12 protein-coding genes and 2 pseudogenes are annotated in these 15,793 nt (G+C 72.5%); 7 read left to right on the plus strand and 7 right to left on the minus strand.

Annotated features, from left to right (window positions below; translation table 11 throughout):
- Positions 1-66: 66 nt before the first annotated feature.
- From ABEB13_RS27860 to ABEB13_RS27890, 7 genes and pseudogenes are all read left to right on the plus strand, one after another.
- Positions 67-573, plus strand: a pseudogene (locus ABEB13_RS27860) (single-stranded DNA-binding protein); the annotation flags it as partial.
- A 134-nt stretch (positions 574-707) separates the two neighbouring features.
- Positions 708-911: a hypothetical protein gene (locus ABEB13_RS27865; protein ID WP_345710017.1), complete on the plus strand. Its 204-nt coding sequence runs from the start codon at positions 708-710 to the stop codon at positions 909-911.
- A 313-nt stretch (positions 912-1,224) separates the two neighbouring features.
- Entirely contained in the window at positions 1,225-1,830 is a 606-nt protein-coding gene (locus tag ABEB13_RS27870; protein ID WP_345707640.1) for a thioester domain-containing protein, read from the plus strand.
- A gap of 209 nt (positions 1,831-2,039) precedes the next feature.
- Positions 2,040-2,615 carry an LAETG motif-containing sortase-dependent surface protein gene (locus tag ABEB13_RS27875; protein WP_345707641.1) on the plus strand — a complete coding sequence of 192 codons (576 nt, stop codon included), beginning with the start codon at positions 2,040-2,042 and terminating at the stop codon, positions 2,613-2,615.
- A gap of 181 nt (positions 2,616-2,796) precedes the next feature.
- Entirely contained in the window at positions 2,797-4,461 is a 1,665-nt protein-coding gene (ettA, locus tag ABEB13_RS27880) for an energy-dependent translational throttle protein EttA (protein WP_345707642.1), read from the plus strand.
- 125 nt (positions 4,462-4,586) lie between these two features.
- Positions 4,587-5,032: pseudogene (locus ABEB13_RS27885) on the plus strand (acyl-CoA thioesterase).
- Positions 5,033-5,051: 19 nt separating this feature from the next.
- On the plus strand, positions 5,052-5,990 hold the full coding sequence (locus ABEB13_RS27890) for a DUF8185 domain-containing protein (protein WP_345707643.1): 939 nt from the start codon (positions 5,052-5,054) through the stop codon (positions 5,988-5,990).
- On the opposite strand, the gene ABEB13_RS27895 is transcribed toward ABEB13_RS27890, so the two are convergent.
- The 7 genes from ABEB13_RS27895 to ABEB13_RS27925 all read right to left on the minus strand — a co-directional run bounded on the left by ABEB13_RS27895 (position 5,954) and on the right by ABEB13_RS27925 (position 15,791).
- On the minus strand, positions 5,954-6,355 hold the full coding sequence (locus ABEB13_RS27895) for a globin (RefSeq protein ID WP_345707644.1): 402 nt from the start codon (positions 6,353-6,355) through the stop codon (positions 5,954-5,956). The two genes, ABEB13_RS27890 and ABEB13_RS27895, sit on opposite strands and share 37 nt — an antisense overlap.
- 91 nt (positions 6,356-6,446) lie before the next feature.
- Positions 6,447-7,586 carry an ABC transporter permease gene (locus ABEB13_RS27900; protein WP_345707645.1) on the minus strand — a complete coding sequence of 380 codons (1,140 nt, stop codon included), beginning with the start codon at positions 7,584-7,586 and terminating at the stop codon, positions 6,447-6,449.
- A complete protein-coding gene (locus tag ABEB13_RS27905) occupies positions 7,583-8,434 on the minus strand; it encodes an ABC transporter ATP-binding protein (protein WP_425559917.1) in 852 nt (283 codons plus the stop codon). Before ABEB13_RS27905 ends, ABEB13_RS27900 begins: the two co-directional genes overlap by 4 nt.
- A gap of 165 nt (positions 8,435-8,599) precedes the next feature.
- A complete protein-coding gene (locus ABEB13_RS27910; RefSeq protein WP_345707647.1) occupies positions 8,600-10,306 on the minus strand; it encodes an FHA domain-containing protein in 1,707 nt (568 codons plus the stop codon).
- A gap of 34 nt (positions 10,307-10,340) precedes the next feature.
- Positions 10,341-11,678 (minus strand): VWA domain-containing protein, encoded by a 1,338-nt coding sequence (locus tag ABEB13_RS27915; protein ID WP_345707648.1) that lies wholly within the window; start codon positions 11,676-11,678, stop codon positions 10,341-10,343.
- A gap of 174 nt (positions 11,679-11,852) precedes the next feature.
- Positions 11,853-12,980, minus strand: coding sequence for a PP2C family protein-serine/threonine phosphatase (locus tag ABEB13_RS27920; RefSeq protein ID WP_345707649.1), 1,128 nt, complete (start codon positions 12,978-12,980; stop codon positions 11,853-11,855).
- Positions 12,981-13,250: 270 nt separating this feature from the next.
- Positions 13,251-15,791, minus strand: a complete 2,541-nt coding sequence (locus tag ABEB13_RS27925) for a serine/threonine-protein kinase (protein WP_345707650.1) — start codon at positions 15,789-15,791, stop codon at positions 13,251-13,253.
- Positions 15,792-15,793: the final 2 nt, after the last annotated feature.

The following is a 15,793-nucleotide window of genomic DNA, read 5'->3' on the forward strand; positions in this document are numbered from 1 at the left end:
GGATTCGGCGCGTTGATTGGCCGGGAACCAGCGGGGTGGGGGTCGGATTTGGCTTCCTTCGGTCGGATGACCTGGTCGGACGTCTGCCGTGGCCACCCGTTCGGGGCCGGGCGCCGGTGGCCTGACCGGCACCTCGTTTGTCATGACCTCGCGGGTTGTCGGTTCCCAAGGTCAACTCGGCCTGCCGGCTATTCGCTCTACGGAGTGATATCGGTTATCCACACCCCCGGTTTTCCACAGGTTTTCGCCTCCGCCCTCCGGCGGTTTCCCCAATCCACCAGGATCGCCCTGCGAGTCGGTCGGCTCGTATTCGGTGAGGCGGAGGGATTTCCCGTGAATGAGACGCTGGTGACGGTTGTCGGCAATGTCGCTTCGGCCGTCAGTTATGCGCAGACCGCGGGCGGGGTGCCGGTCGCGAACTTCAGGATGGCGACCACGGAGCGGCGGTTCGACCGCGGCGCCGGCGACTGGGTGGACGGCGATACCACCTGGATCACCGTGGTCGCCTGGCGGTGGCTGGCGACCAATCTGGTGAGTTCGGTGAACAAGGGCGATCCGGTGGTGGTGAGCGGCCGACTCCGCGTCAGGGAGTGGGGGAGGAGGGCCATCGCCGAACGACGGTCGAGATCGACGCGCGGTCCGTCGGCCACGATCTCGCGCGCGGCACGTCGGCGTTCCGCTGGGCGGTCCGGGGGCGCGGCGAGCCGGTGCCCGCCGGAGCAGGGGCGCTCGGTGATGCGGGCGACTTCGGGGCCTCCGCACCCGGTGGCGGCCCGGTGGGCGTGGACGAGGCCGTCCCCGACTGGATCGTGGCGGCGGTCGCCGCCCGACGGTCCGCCGACGCGGCTGTCCCGCCCGGGGCTTCGCTGCCCGGCGCCGACGGACAGCGCGTCCCGGCCGCCACCGGATGAACGGATTGCGGACACTTCCGTTCGGTCGGACGGCAATCGGGGATCCATCTTGATTGCCCGTTACTTCTGGTGAATCGTCAACAAGACCCCTGGTCGCGCTCCTTGATAACAGAATGGCAACGGTACTGTCCTGGTTCCGCACAGGCGAGGGCGCGGTCTCACATCTCAATATGATGCGTCTGGTCCACACATGTGCAGCGGTGTCACAGGGGGCATCGCTTTGCAGCGCCGGCTGCCATCGGCAGGGTCCGGCTCGGAGGGATCACACATGTTCCACAGCCAGAAGCGGGCTGCCTCCCGCATAATCACTGTCATGCTCGCGTCCGGAATGGCCGTCGCCGGTGGCCTCTTCGCGGCCGGCACGGCCTCGGCGGACAACGGCGCGGGCATCACCGCGACCCTTCAGCCCACGCTGTTGAGCGGGTCCGTCGACACCGGCGGCGGCCACGTGATCCAGGGTGGCCTGTTCACGCTCAAGACCGACGACGGCAAGTACATCCAGACGTACTGCATCGACATCGACCACGGCGTGAAGATCAAGGACTCGGTCAAGTACCAGGAGTCCGACTGGGCCTCCAGTTCGCTCGGCGCCCCCGGCAAGGCCGAGGCCGCCGGCAAGATCCGCTGGATCCTGGAGCACTCCTACCCGAAGCTGTCGCTGGACGCGGTGAAGACCGCCGCCGGCATCTCGGGTGACTTCAGCAAGGAGGACGCGGCCGCCGGTACGCAGGCCGCGATCTGGCGCTACTCGGACAACAAGACCGCCGCCACGCCGATCGACCCCGAGGCGAAGCAGCTCACCGAGTACCTCGCCGGCAGCAAGAACACCGGCATTCCGGCCGAGCCCAAGCCCTCCTCGACCTCGACCCCGCCTCGGTCACCGGCAAGTCCGGCAGCAAGCTCGGCCCGTTCACGCTGAACAGCGGCGCCGACGAGGTCAAGCTGTCCGTCACCGGGGACTCCTCCGGCGGCAAGGTCAAGCTGATCGACAAGGACGGCAAGGCGGTCGGTGACCTCAAGGGGCCCATCGCCAAGGACACCCAGCTGTTCCTGGACGTCCCCGCCGGCACCGCCGCGGGCTCGGCGACCGTCAACGCCTCGGCCACCACGACCGTCCCCACCGGCCGGGTGTTCCTCAGCGTCGGGTACACCCCCGAGAAGCACAGTCAGACGATGATCCTCGCGGGCTCCGACGAGGTGACCACCGCGAAGAGCGCCAAGGCCACCTGGACGCAGGCCAAGGGCCCGCTGCTCCAGGCCTCCGCCAAGGTCGACTGCACCGACAACGGTGTGCAGGTCACCATCACCAACACCGGTGACCAGGACGCGACCGTCACCGTGACCCCCGGCAAGGTCACCACCGTGGCGGCCGGCAAGACCGTGACCGTGCTCGTCCCGGTCGCCGAGGACGCCGCGTACGACATCAAGGTCACCGGCCCGGGCCTCAGCCAGGAGTTCAAGGGCGTCCTGGACTGCAAGACCAGCAGCACCACCGGTACCACGGGCACGACCGGTACCACGGGCACCACCGGCAGCACGGGGACGACCGGCTCCGGTTCGACCACCGGCGGCGGCCTCGCCTTCACCGGTGGCGGCGGTGAGACCCCGATCATCGCCGGCCTGGCCGGTGCGCTCCTCCTGGCCGGCGGCGCCGCCGTCTTCGCCCTGCGCCGCCGCGGTCGCCACGGCCGCACCTCGGCCTGATCCGCTCCGCTCCAGGTGTGAGCCGCCCGCGCGGCTCCGCCACCTGAACCGGCCCTGTTCCCCGTCCCGGACGGGGGCAGGGCCGGCCCCGTTCCGGCCGACCGTTCGGGGCGGAGGGCGCAGTGCGGCACAATGGAAGGCTGCAAGCCGAATACTCACGACGACGCCGGAGCGATCTCACGTGGCGGAATTCATCTACACCATGCGCAAGGTGCGCAAGGCACACGGCGACAAGGTCATCCTTGACGACGTGACGCTCTCCTTCCTCCCCGGGGCGAAGATCGGCGTCGTCGGCCCCAACGGCGCTGGTAAGTCCACGGTGCTGAAGATGATGGCCGGCCTGGACCAGCCCTCCAACGGCGACGCCTTCCTGTCGCCGGGCTTCACCGTCGGCATGCTCCTCCAGGAGCCCCCGCTCGACGAGTCCAAGACGGTTCTCGAGAACGTCGAGGACGGCGTCAAGGAGATCAAGGGCAAGCTCAACCGGTTCAACGAGATCGCCGAGCTCATGGCGACCGACTACTCGGACGCGCTGCTCGACGAGATGGGCAAGCTCCAGGAGGACCTGGACCACGCCAACGCCTGGGACCTCGACGCCCAGCTGGAGCAGGCCATGGACGCCCTGGGCTGCCCGCCCGGTGACTGGCCGGTCACCAAGCTCTCCGGTGGCGAGAAGCGCCGCGTGGCGCTCTGCAAGCTGCTCCTCGAGGCGCCCGACCTGCTGCTCCTCGACGAGCCCACCAACCACCTCGACGCCGAGTCGGTGAACTGGCTGGAGCAGCACCTCGCCAAGTACGCCGGCACCGTCGTCGCGGTCACCCACGACCGGTACTTCCTGGACAACGTCGCCCAGTGGATCCTGGAGCTCGACCGCGGCCGCGCCTTCCCGTACGAGGGCAACTACTCCACGTACCTGGAGACGAAGCAGACCCGTCTCAAGGTCGAGGGCCAGAAGGACGCCAAGCGCGCCAAGCGGCTCAGGGAAGAGCTGGAGTGGGTCCGCTCCAACGCCAAGGGCCGTCAGGCCAAGTCCAAGGCCCGCCTCGCCCGCTACGAGGAGATGGCGGCCGAGGCCGACAAGATGCGGAAGCTGGACTTCGAGGAGATCCAGATCCCGCCGGGCCCGCGCCTGGGCAGCATCGTCGTCGAGGTCGACAACCTCTCCAAGGGCTTCGGCGAGAAGCTGCTGATCGAGGACCTCAGCTTCACCCTGCCGCGCAACGGCATCGTCGGCGTGATCGGCCCCAACGGTGCGGGCAAGACCACGCTCTTCAAGATGCTGCAGGGCCTGGAGACGCCGGACGACGGCAAGGTCAAGGTCGGCGAGACCGTCAAGATCAGCTACGTCGACCAGAACCGGGCCAACATCGACCCGAAGAAGACCCTGTGGGAGGTCGTCTCCGACGGCCTCGACTGGATCAACGTCGGCCAGGTCGAGATGCCGTCCCGCGCCTACGTCTCCGCCTTCGGCTTCAAGGGCCCGGACCAGCAGAAGCCGGCCGGTGTGCTCTCCGGCGGTGAGCGCAACCGCCTCAACCTCGCGCTCACCCTCAAGCAGGGCGGCAACCTGCTGCTCCTCGACGAGCCCACCAACGACCTCGACGTCGAGACCCTCTCCTCGCTGGAGAACGCGCTCCTCGACTTCCCGGGCTGCGCCGTGGTCATCTCCCACGACCGCTGGTTCCTGGACAGGGTCGCGACCCACATCCTCGCCTACGAGGGCGACAGCAAGTGGTTCTGGTTCGAGGGCAACTTCGAGTCGTACGAGAAGAACAAGATCGAGCGCCTGGGTGCGGACGCCGCCCGGCCGCACCGCGCCACCTACAAGAAGCTGACCCGCGGCTGACCGTCCCCGGACGGACAGCCGGCGGCAACGCCGGCGCAACACCGGACCGGCAGGCTGTCCCTGCGGCAGCCTGCCGGCCCCGTCCGCGAGTGATCGCGGACGACCGATTGCTGAGGAGAAGGTTCGTGGCACGCCACATCTACGACTGCCCGCTGCGGTGGTCCGACATGGACGCCTTCGGCCACGTCAACAACGTGGTCTTCCTGCGCTACCTGGAGGAGGCCCGGATCGACTTCATGTTCACCCAGGCCGCCGAGGCCGGGGCGGGGAGTTCGCGGGCGGTTCGGTCGTTGCGCGCCACGAGATCGAGTACAAGCGGCCGCTGGTGCACCGGCCGACCCCGGTGACGATCGAGACCTGGGTCACCAAGATCGGCGGCGCCTCGCTGACGGTCTCCTACAAGATCAAGGACACCCACGACGACGGCACCGAGACGGTGTACGTCACCGCCTCCACCGTGGTCGTCCCCTACAACCTGGCGGAGGGCCGGCCGCGCCGGATCAGCCCGATCGAGCGCCAGTTCCTCTCCCGCTTCATGGACGACGCCCCGGCCGCCGTCGTCGCCGCCTGAGCCCGCCGTGCCGCCGACCATGAACCGATCGCACCTGTCCGGTGATCCGGCCGCCCTCGTCCTCGCGGAGAGCGGCGGGGCGGCGGATCTTGCCGCCTTCCTGGCCCGCCTGCTGCGGTTCGACCGGGCTGCCGCGGTACGGCTGCAGGCGGTTCGTGGCCCCCGGGGCGATGGCGTCCTGGCCGTCTTCGGCCGACTGCCGCTCGGCACCTCCGGTGCCATCGCCATCCGCACCTCCCGGCTCGGTGCCTCCGCCGGCACGGTCGTCGATGCCGGGCCGACCGACACCGACGCGACCGGCACGGATGCGGTCGGTACCCGTGCGGTCGGTCCCCGCGCGATCGGTGCCGATGCGAGCGAGGCCGGTCCCACCGCCCCGGACTTCGATGTCACCGTGTCCGCCGGGCAGCTGCTCGACGGTGTCGAGGCGGAGAGCGGCCTGGTCGCCGTGCCGTCGCCCGTCACCGGCCCGGCCTGGGCGGGGCTGCTGCCGCCCCGCAGGGGCTGGCAGCTGGTCGGCGAGCCGCCCGCGTTCGAGGTGGTGCCCGAGCTGATGGCCGGTGTGCGGGAGTTCCGCGAGCGCAGCGAGGCGGTGCCGGAGCACCACCGCACCCGCGCCGTGCTGGACGCACTGGCCGACGAGATCTGGTCCCGTCCGCTGACCGCCCTGCCGGAGCTGCCGCTGCGGGCCGTCCACGCCGCCTACGTCATCGGCTTCCTCAGGCCGGGCGCGCCGCTCACCGTGCACCGCGCGGGAGGATGGCTGCGGCTCAGCGCCCCCAGCGGATCGGTCGCCGTCCGCCGGGCGGCCGCGCCGGGTGCGGGCCTCGGGCTCAGCCCCTGCGCTGAAGCCGTCCCGATCGGCCGCCGATCCCGGCCGCCGGGATCGGGATCGGCCGGGCCGGAGCTTCGCCGGTCGGATCAGCCCGCGGTGTTGATCATCGAGGCGGCGGCATAGGTCAGGTACTCCCACAGCTGCTGCTCGGCGTCCTTGGGGAGCTCCAGCTCGTCCAGCGCCACCCGCATGTGCCGCAGCCACGCGTCGTGTGCCGCCCGGTCGACCGCGAACGGGGCGTGCCGCATCCGCAGCCGCGGGTGGCCGCGGTGCTCGCTGTACGTCCGGGGCCCGCCCCAGTACTGCATCAGGAAGAGCGTGAACCGCTCCTCGGCGGGCCCGAGGTCCTCCTCCGGGTACATCGGCCGCAGCAGCTCGTCCTGGGCGACGCCCTCGTAGAACCGGTGCACCAGCCGGCGGAAGGTGGCCTCGCCGCCGACGGCGTCGAAGAAGGTCGCCTCGGGGAGGGTCTGCCGGATCTCGTTCACCCGACCATGGTCGCAGACGGCCGCAGGGGCCGTACACCGGACCTTCGGCGTACGACCCCTGCGCGGTCCGGCATCCCGGGCCGGTCGGACGCTACGCGTCGTCCCAGCTGAAGAAGCGCCAGGCGATCGCACAGAGCACGGCGGAGAACAGCAGCAGCCCGCCCATCGAGGGCAGCGCGTCCATGAGACCGCCGCCCCGGCTGAGGACGGACTGCGAGGAGGTCACCAGGTACCGCAGCGGCAGCACCTTGGAGACGTCCTGCAGCCAGCCGGGAGCTCCGTCCAGCGGGAAGAAGGCCCCGCCGAGGAAGGACATCGGCAGAATGATCATCTGATTGATGCCGTTCGCCGCCTCCTCGGTCTTGGCCACCGCGCCGGTGACCAGGCCGATCGACATGAAGGCGATCGTGGCGCACAGCACCAGCGGGACGATCAGCCACCACTGGCCGGTGAGCTTCAGCCCGAAGAACGGCATGGTCGCCACGACGAGGAAGATCGCGGTCTGCCCGAGGGCGACCAGGACACTGACCCCGACCCGCGCACCGACCACCGCTCCCACCGAGACGGGAGCCAGCCGCAGCCGGCGGAGCACCCGCTTGGTGCGCCAGTTGATCAAGGTGAACGAGGCGCCGTACATCGCGCCGGAGGCGATCGCCCAGCCCAGCAGACCGGGGGTGAGGTACTGGATCGGCTTCAGCGAGTTGTCCTCGACCTGGCTGGGAACGAGGGTGAACGCGGGCGGTTTGCCGGACGCCTTCTGGTTGGCGCCCTGCACGAGGTTGTCGATGATGGCCTGCACGACGCCGGCCTTGACCTTGTCGCCGGCGCTGAACCGCACCACGACCTGTCCGTTCGGGCCCTGCTCGACCAGCGCGTCGAGGTTGCCCTTGCGGACCTTCTCCAGCGGGGTCCGCTCGTCGTCGAACTTGGTGATCGTGACGGTCTTCGCGAGTTCGGTGCGGTCATCGCCCTGGACGGAGTCCAGCACCTGCACCTGGCCGACCTGACCGATGGTCACGTGGGCAGCCCCGGCGCTCTTGAAGAGCGCGCCGAAGAGCAGCAGGAACATCAGCGGCATGACCATGGTGAAGAACAGCGCGCCGCGGTCGCGGACGAAGCCGAGCCACATCACGCGGGTCAGGCCGACGAAGGCGCTGGCCCGCTCGGGCGCCGCCGCTTCCGGCTTCCCCGTCGGCGGCTGCTCGGTCACGGTGGGGGTGGTGGCGGTCATGCCCGGTACTCCCGTCCGGTGAGCTGGAGGAAGACGTCCTCCAGAGTGGCGCCGCGGACTTCCAGGCCGCGCAGGGCGTTCTGCTCGGCGAGTACGGACAGCACCGGTCCCGGGAGGTGGGTGGAGACCGACAGCAGGACACCGTCGTCCTCCAGGGCGGCGATCTCCGCGCCGGCCCCCGTGAACAGCTCACGGGCGGTGTCGGCCGCCAGGAGGCCGGATTCCACGCTGATCCGCACGGTGTCGTCGATCTCGCGGATCAGCGTCGCCGGGGCGCCCGTCCGCAGCACCTTGCCGTGGTCCATCACCGAGACGCGGTCGCACAGCACCTCGGCCTCGTCCAGGTAGTGCGTGGTCAGGACGACGGTGCGACCCTCGGCGTTGATGTCGCGCAGCAGGTCCCAGAGGTTGCGCCGGGCTTGCGGGTCGAGACCGGTGGTCGGTTCGTCGAGGAACACCAGTTCGGGGTCGTGGGCGAGGGCGCACGCGATGGAGAGGCGTTGCGCCTGTCCGCCGGAGAGCTTCTCGGTGCGGACCCCGGCCGAATCGTTGAGGCCGACCCTTTCGAGCATGGCGTCCGCGCTCCTGGCACCGACGCCGTAGAAGGAGGCGAAGGTGCGGATCGTCTCCCGCGCCGTCAACCGGTTGAAGAAGGCCGAGGCCTGGAACTGGACGCCGATGCGCGGCAGCAGTTCGGAGTTGCGCGGCCAGGGCTTGAGCCCCAGCAGTTCGATGCGGCCCTCGTCCGGTTCGCGGATGCCCTCCAGGATCTCGAGCGTGGTCGTCTTGCCCGCCCCGTTGGGGCCGAGAATTCCGTAGAACTCGCCGGTCTCAACGGTCAGTGACACCCCGTCGACAGCCTGGACATCCCCGTACCGCTTACGGATCCCGTCCGCGGATATCGCTGCAGTCATGTGGCCTGACAGTAGGGGATCCGTGCAGGCCGTGCCGAGCCATATGGGCAAAACCTGAGGAAAGCTCAGGCGGGGCCGGCGGCCCCGCCCGAGGCTCCGTCAGGCGCGGTGCAGGGTGATCGTCGTCCAGGCACCGATGTGGACGCGGTCGCCGTCACCGAGCGGGATCGCCGTGTGCGGCGGCACCGGCTCGGCCCCGCCGTTCACGGTGGTGCCGTTGGTCGAGTCCTGGTCCACCAGCACCCAGCTGCCGTCCGGCTGTTCGGCGAGCAGTGCGTGCTGGTGCGAGGCGCCCGGGTCCTCCGGCGGCACCGACAGGTCGATCTCCGGGACCGTGCCCCGCTGCTGGCTGCGCCGTCCGATCCGCAGCTGGCCGCGGCCGGTCATCGGGATCCGGCGCTCCGGGCAGTACGGCGGGAAGAACAGTCCGGCCGCCTCCGGCCCGCTGCGCACCATCATGTCGGTGAAGTAGTCGCGGTCGGCGCTCACCACCGCGATCCACTGGGTCCGGGTCGGCGGAGCCGGCGGCTGCCCGCCCTGTCCGGGGTGACCCTGCTGACCGCCGGGCCGTCCGGGCTGTCCCTGCCCCTGTCCGGGCTGCCCGGCCTGTCCAGGGTGGCCGCCCTGCCCGGGGTGACCCTGCTGTCCGGGCGGTGCCTGCCCGGGTCCGGGCGGAGCGAGCCGGAAGGACGTGCCGAACTCGTCACCGGGAGCCCCCGGAGCACCGGGAGCGCCCGGAGCACCGTGCGTGCCGGGAGCCGCCGGGCGGGCGGGAGCGCCGGCCGTACCGGTGGCACCGGTCGTCGGCTGGGCATAGACCGGCCCCGTCCGCTCGTAGCCGTCGTGATCGGGGAACGGCTGCCCCGGGAACGGCCGCTCGCCGCCCTGCGGCGGCGGCCCGGGCTGGTCGAAGCCCTGCTTCTCGAAGGACGGCTGCTTGTCGAACCCGGACTGCCGGTACGGGTCGGCCGGCGGCGCGGGGGCCGGAGCCGGGGCCGATCCGGCGGGCGGCGGGAAGCCGTAGCCACCCCGGCCCGCGGGTGCGCCCGGCGGTGCCGGGGGCGGCGGCGGGGGAGCGGTGGGCGGGGCTGCGGGCGCCTGCGGCCTGGGCGGCGCGGACAGGTCGTAGTCGTACCCGCACTCCTCGCAGTACCGGCCGGTTTGCGGGGTCCGGCAGATCGGGCAGGTGACCAGCCCGGCGGTCACGTCGGGCGACCCGCCGCGCCGGCCGCCACCGCCGATGGACAGCCCGCCGAGCCCACCGCGCTCGAACCCGGCCTGCTCGTATTCCGGCTGCTGGTAGCCGGCCTGCTCGTAAGGCTGCTGCTCGTACGGCTGCTGCCGCTCGAAGCCCTGCCGCTCGTAGCCCTGGGGCTCGAAGCTCTGCCGTTCGTAGCCCTGCGGCTCGTAGCGCGGGGGCTCGTACGAGGGGTTCTCGAACGCCTGCGGGTCGTAGCCGTTGCCGCCGCGGGGCCCTCCCGGACCCGCTTGGCCTCCCGGACCGGGCCGGCCGCCCTGAGGTCCCGGACCCGGCCGGCCGCCGGGGCCACCGGTGTGGCCGCCGTGCGGGCCCTGCCCGGCGCCCGGTGCGCCGCCGGGCCCGGGCGGAGCTGTCGTGGGCGGCGGGGGCGGCGGATAGCCGGGGCCGGGGTTCTGGGCGGGCGCGCCGAAGGGCCCGTTCGCGGCCGGCGGCGCGCCCGGGACGGCGAGGCCGGGCGGCGGAGTCATCGGGAAGCCGCAGAAGTCGCACCAGTCCTCGGCCTGCGACTCATGGCCCCTAGGGCAGATCGGCATCAGGTCCCCCACATTTCCAGCAGGTCCGGCCCCGGGAGGTGGCCGGTCATCTCTTCACACGCACAGTCTTGGTGGATTTGGTCTCGAGTGTCATCGAGTCCGCCGCGCTCACGTTCTTACGGAATCGAACCGTACCCTCCTCCGCGTCGACCACGTCCACCACCTTCTGGAGCAGTCGGAAGGTGCCGTCGTTGCCGGTCGCGCGGGCGAGCCGGACGGCCGCGCCGAGCTTGGCGGTCGCCTGGTCCACGTCCCCTGCCCGGTGGGCCGCCAACCCCTCCTGGATGGAGGCGGCGAGCTCGGCCTGGCCGGTGTAGTGGGCGACCTGCTGGTTGATGCGGGTGGAGGAGGCCAGGTCGTCCGTCCACACGGCGCGGACCAGGCCCTGGGAGAGTACATCGGCCGTCCCGCCGGTCCGCGGGAGGACCAGGCTGATCCGGGCCGCCAGCATCTCGTCGCCGACGGCGGCGGCCGGCACCTCGATGCAGACGTGGTAGTCGCGGCTCTCGTCGCCCCAGGATCCGGTGGGGTAGTCGCCGGCCCGGGGCCCGGTGTCGGTGCGGCGGTCGGTGAGGTCCTCCACGGCCGGGGCGACCTGCTTGACGTACTTCACGACGGCGTTGGCCGGGGTCCAGACGCGCAGGGCGACGTCGGCGACCTGCTTGTCCATGGCGGCCGCCATCATGGCCCGGAAGTCGTCGGCCAGGCCGGCGGGTTCGGCGACGATGTCGACGGTGCCCAGCAGGGCGGAGGAGATCCGCCGCAGTTCGGCGACCTCCCAGTTGGTGCCGACGCCCCGGCAGTCGGCGGTGAAGTACCCGGCGGCCCGGTCCAGGACGTGCTGGAGCTCGGCCGGCTTCTCGTGCTCGTTCTTGCCGTCGGTGAGCAGGATGCCGTGCCGGATGGTGATGTCGGGTCGGGTCTCGAACAGACGGTGGGCCAGTGCGAGCCACGTCCCGATGGCCGTTCCGCCCAGCGGGGTGAGCTTGCGCAGGGCCTGCTTGGCGGCGGCCCGGGTGGTGCTGTCGGCGACGGCCAGCGCGCCGCCGCCCGGGTAGACCTCGGTGGCCTCGTGGGTGCCCGCGACCACGGCGAAGGCCACGCCGTCGCGCAGGGTGTCGATCGCCGCGGCGGTGGCCTCACGGGTGTTGCGCATCTTGGTGGGCGGGTGGTCCATCGAACCGGAGCAGTCGATCATGACGACCACGGCGGCGTCCGGGCCGCCGCCCTCCGCCGCTGCCGGCTGTGGCCGGCCGTCGACGCCGCTGCCGGTGGCGGCGACCGTCACGATCGCGTTGACCTCACGGGAGCCCTCGGCGAGGTACTCGTTCTGGAAGATGTCGACGGTGAAGTGGGGCGCGTTCGGCGTGGACGGACTTGCCATGGCTTGAGGGCTCCTTCGAGCGGTCAGGCGGGTGGTCGTCGGTCGGTGCGTGGGCTGCGGTGTACGGGTGCGGTGCGTGCCCTGGACGGGGTGCACGGCTTGCGGGCGCGGGCGCTGCGGAGGGCCTTGCCGTGACCCGTGACCCGTGACCCGCAAGGGCGTGCCGTGGTGCGGTCAGCCGGAGCCCGGCGTCGCGGTGGGCGCGAAGGCCGGCATCGGCGGCATCGCCGGTGGCGGGGGAAGGTCGGGCAGCGGCGGCAGCGGGGGCAGGTCCGGCACCGTGACGTCGTGCCTGCCCCCGCCCGTACCGCCGCCCCCGCCCGTACCGGCCGGGCCGCCGGTGCCCGCCGCCGCACGGGAGGGGCCGCCGGCCGGCGCCGGGGTGTCCGAGGCGGGGCGCTGCACGGGCAGGTCGAGCAGGGTCGGTTCGTACTCCTCGACGGCCGGCGTGATGGGCAGGACGGCCACCGTGATGTTGTCGTGCCCGCCCGAGGTGACCGCGAAGTTCACCAGCGCGCGGGCCGCGGCCAGCGGCTCCGTCCGCGCGTCCGTCCGGACGAAGAAGGCCAGGTCGGTGGCGGCCTCGGCGTAGTTCCACAGGCCGTCGGTGCAGATCAGCAGCACCCCGGGGACGTGCGGGGTGAAGGAGACGGTGTGCGGCAGGAGGTCCTCGGCGTCGGCGCCGAGCCAGCCCGTGATGGCGTGGGCCCGCGGGTCGGCGTACGCCTCGGCCTCGGCCATCAGGCCGGCCGACACCATCCGGGCGGCCCAGGAGTCGTCCTCGGTGAGCCGGTACGGCTCGGCGGACTCGCGGTCGTCCGGGATCCAGTACGCGCGGGTGTCGCCCACCCAGCCGATGGTGACCAGCCCGGCGGCGGAGACGGCGCTGACGTAGGTGCAGGCGGGGGCGTTGACGCCGCCGCCGGGCTGGGCGGGGCTGCGGCCGTCGTGGGCGAGGGCGGTGACCGCGCGGTTGGCGTCGCCGATCGCGCGGCGCATCGCCGCGGCCGGGTCCTCGCCCCGTTCGAGCGAGCTGAGCAGCGACTCGGAGGCGGCGTCGACCGCGGTGGCGGACGCCTCGTCGGGCCGCGGCGAGGAGGAGACCCCGTCGCACACGACCGCGACAACGGCCGGTTCGCCGTCGGGCAGCGAGGTGCCGGCGATGGTGAACGCGTCCTCGTTCCGGTGGTGGCGCAGCCCGCGGTCGCTGACGCCGGCGACGCCGTCGAGGGCCTTCTCCTGGTGGTCGCGGGGCTTGGGCTGGGCCTTGCCGCAGGCCTCGCAGTACCCGTCGGGGGCCACCTCACCTGCGCCGCAGTGCGCACAGCCGCCCGCCGCGGCACGTCCGGGAGCGGCCGGGTCGCTCACCGTGGCCGGACCGCCCGATCCGCCCGATCCACCGGATCCACCCAACCCACCGGATCCGTCAGGCGCACCGGGCGCGGCCGCGGGGGCCGGGCCGGCGGTCTCCGGAGGGCGCGTCAGGTTCTGCCCGCAGGCTCCGCAGTAGGCGTCCTGGGGCTCCAGGCGCTCGGCACAGTTGGGGCACACGGTCTGCTGCTGCGGCATTGCTCACACCCACGTCCGGGGACGGGCCCGATTGGCCCGCTCCACCATGTCGATCCTCGTCTCGGCCCGGTCGGACAACCGCGCCATCACCCGGTAGGAGTGTTCCAGGGCGAACCGCAGTTCCCGTTCGTCCGCAGGATGCCCGAGCACCTGGTACGTATCGGCGTCCGCTGCCCCGGCGAGCGTCCCGCCCGCCCCTTCGGCGACCGTCCCACCCGCCGCTCCCGCTGCTCCGGCCGCTCCCGCCCCAGCCGCTCCGGTCCGGTCGGGGCGGCCGGCCCGGACCCAGCCCAGGGCGGCGTCCAGCACCTCGACCGTCAGTTCCGCCCGCCGCCGCGCATCCAGGGCGAGGCCGGTGAGCTGCTCCGAGCAGCGGACGAGCTCGGGCCCGAGCGGGTCGGCCGGGCCGCGGTCGCGCAGCCGGGCGCGGACGGCGGCGATCCTGGCCGCGGTCCAGTGCGCGGAGGACTCCGGTACGGCCTCCAGCGCGGCGACCGCACCCGACCGGTCGCCGTCCGCCAGCCGCACCCGGGCGAGGCCGAACGCGGCGCCCACGTAGCCGTGGTCGGCGGTGGCGACCAGCCGGTGGAACTCGGCGGCGTCCGCGCCGTTGCCGAGGAGCTCGGCGCAGGCGGCGAGAGCGAGCTTGGGCGCGGCCTCGCCGGGGAAGGCGTCGTAGACCGCGTCGAAGGCCTCCGCGGCCGGGCCGGCCTCGCCCGCCGCCAGGGCGGCGACCCCGCGGTACCAGACCGCCCGCCAGTCGTCGCCGTGGTCGGTGGCGAGTGCGGCGAGCGCCTCCTCGGCGGCGTCCCGGTCACCGAGTTCGAGGTGGCAGCGCAGCACCCGCAGGCGCAGTTCGAGGGAGTCGGTGGCGGCTTTGCGCAGGGCGGCGAGGGCTTCGCCGGGCGTGCCGCCGGCCAGGGCGGCGAGGAACCCGGCGTTCGGGTCGGCGGGGTCCACCCGCGGGATGGGCAGGGCGAGCGCGGTGACGGCCGGTTCGGGAGGCCCCGGCCGGAGTTCGGTGTCGACGACGCGCAGCTCGGGGCCGAAGAGGGCGGAGAGGGCGGGCCGCGGGCGGCCGTCCTGGAGGCTGAGGATCTCCCGGAGCACGCCGGTGAGCTGGTCGGCCATCTCGTCGGCGGAGCCGAACCGGCGGGCCGGGTCCGGGTCGGTGGCCCGGACGAGCAGCCGGTAGTACGACTCGTAGCGGTCGAACAGCGGCACCTGCTCGGGGCCGGGCAGGTCGTAGCGGTGGGTGTCGGTGTAGCCCTGGAAGTCGAAGGAGAGCACGGCCATCGTGCGGGCCACGGTGTAGAGGTCGGAGGAGGGCGACGGCCCGTCGGTGGCGATCTCGGGGGCCTGGTAGCCGACGGTGCCGTAGATCGGCCCGTCGTCGTCCAGCCGGCGGACGGCGCCCATGTCGATGATCTTGAGCGAGTCCTCGCTCTGGATCACGTTGTCGACCTTGAAGTCGCAGTAGACCAGCCCGCGCGCGTGCAGGTAGCCGAGCGCGGGCAGCGCCTCCAGCGCGTACGCGATCGCCTGCTCGACCGGCAGCGGGTCCCGGCGGCCCTGCGGGGTGCGGCGCCCGTTGGCGATGTCCTTGAGGGACTTGCCGCCGACGTACTCCATCACGATGTAGCCGTCCGAGGCGCCGGTCCGCAGATCCGGGTGCTCGACGAAGTTGATGATGCGGACGATGTTGGGATGGTCGACCTCGGCGAGGAAGCGTCGTTCGGCCAGTGCCACCGCCAGCGCGTCCTCGTCGCCGGTGTCCAGCAGGCCCTTCAGCACGACCCATTTGTCGCTCACCCGGCGGTCGATCGCGAGGTAGATCCAGCCCAGGCCGCCGTGCGCCAGGCAGCCCAGTACCTCGTACTGCCCGCCGACCAGGTCGCCCCGGCGCAGTTTGGGCGTGAACGAGTACGGGGTGCCGCACTTGGTGCAGAACCCGTCGGGGCGGCCGGGGTCGCCGTTCTTGGACCGCCCCACCGGGCTGTCGCAGCGGCTGCAGAACCGCTTGCGCTCCGGTACCTCCGGGTTCGCCAGTACGGCCGAGGCGGGGTCGTGCCGCGGTACCGGCGGCACCTCGACCAGGCCCGCGCCGAGGTTGCCGCGCCGTCCGGTGCCGGTGGAGCCCCGGCTGCTGCGGACGGAGACCGACCGGCCGCTGCCCGTCCGCGTCGAGCCGTGCGAGCGTGAGCGGCCGGACATCGACCGCCGGGAGAACGAACGGGCCGACCCGGTCCGCGCGGAGGGCACGTGCACCGCGGTGGCCTCTCCCGCGGGGGCGGCCAGCCCGCACTCGTCGCAGTAGCCGTCCGCGTCGATGGTGCCCGGGCAGTCCCGGGTGCAGCCGACCGGCCCGGCGGGCAGCGCCGGCGCCGCGCCGTTCGCCGCCCCGTCCGGCGCCGCGTTCCGCGCACTGCCGTGCGTGCCGGTGCCTGCGGCGGGCCGGGCGGCCACGCCGCAGTCGTCGCAGTAGCCGTCCGCGTCGATGACCCCGGTGCCGGAGCACTCGGGCCGCACACAGGCCTCACCCATCG

Source organism: Kitasatospora paranensis, assembly GCF_039544005.1.
GTDB classification, from domain to species: Bacteria; Actinomycetota; Actinomycetes; order Streptomycetales; family Streptomycetaceae; genus Kitasatospora; species Kitasatospora paranensis.

What these genes read in the sequence shown, in the direction of transcription:
- ABEB13_RS27870 (WP_345707640.1), top strand. Translation starts at nt 1,225, where the DNA reads ATGCTCGCGTCCGGAATGGCCGTCGCCGGTGGCCTCTTCGCGGCCGGC.
- ABEB13_RS27890 (WP_345707643.1), top strand. Translation starts at nt 5,052, where the DNA reads ATGAACCGATCGCACCTGTCCGGTGATCCGGCCGCCCTCGTCCTCGCG.
- ABEB13_RS27900 (WP_345707645.1), bottom strand. Translation starts at nt 7,586, where the DNA reads ATGACCGCCACCACCCCCACCGTGACCGAGCAGCCGCCGACGGGGAAG.
- ABEB13_RS27915 (WP_345707648.1), bottom strand. Translation starts at nt 11,678, where the DNA reads ATGGCAAGTCCGTCCACGCCGAACGCGCCCCACTTCACCGTCGACATC.
- ABEB13_RS27925 (WP_345707650.1), bottom strand. Translation starts at nt 15,791, where the DNA reads ATGGGTGAGGCCTGTGTGCGGCCCGAGTGCTCCGGCACCGGGGTCATC.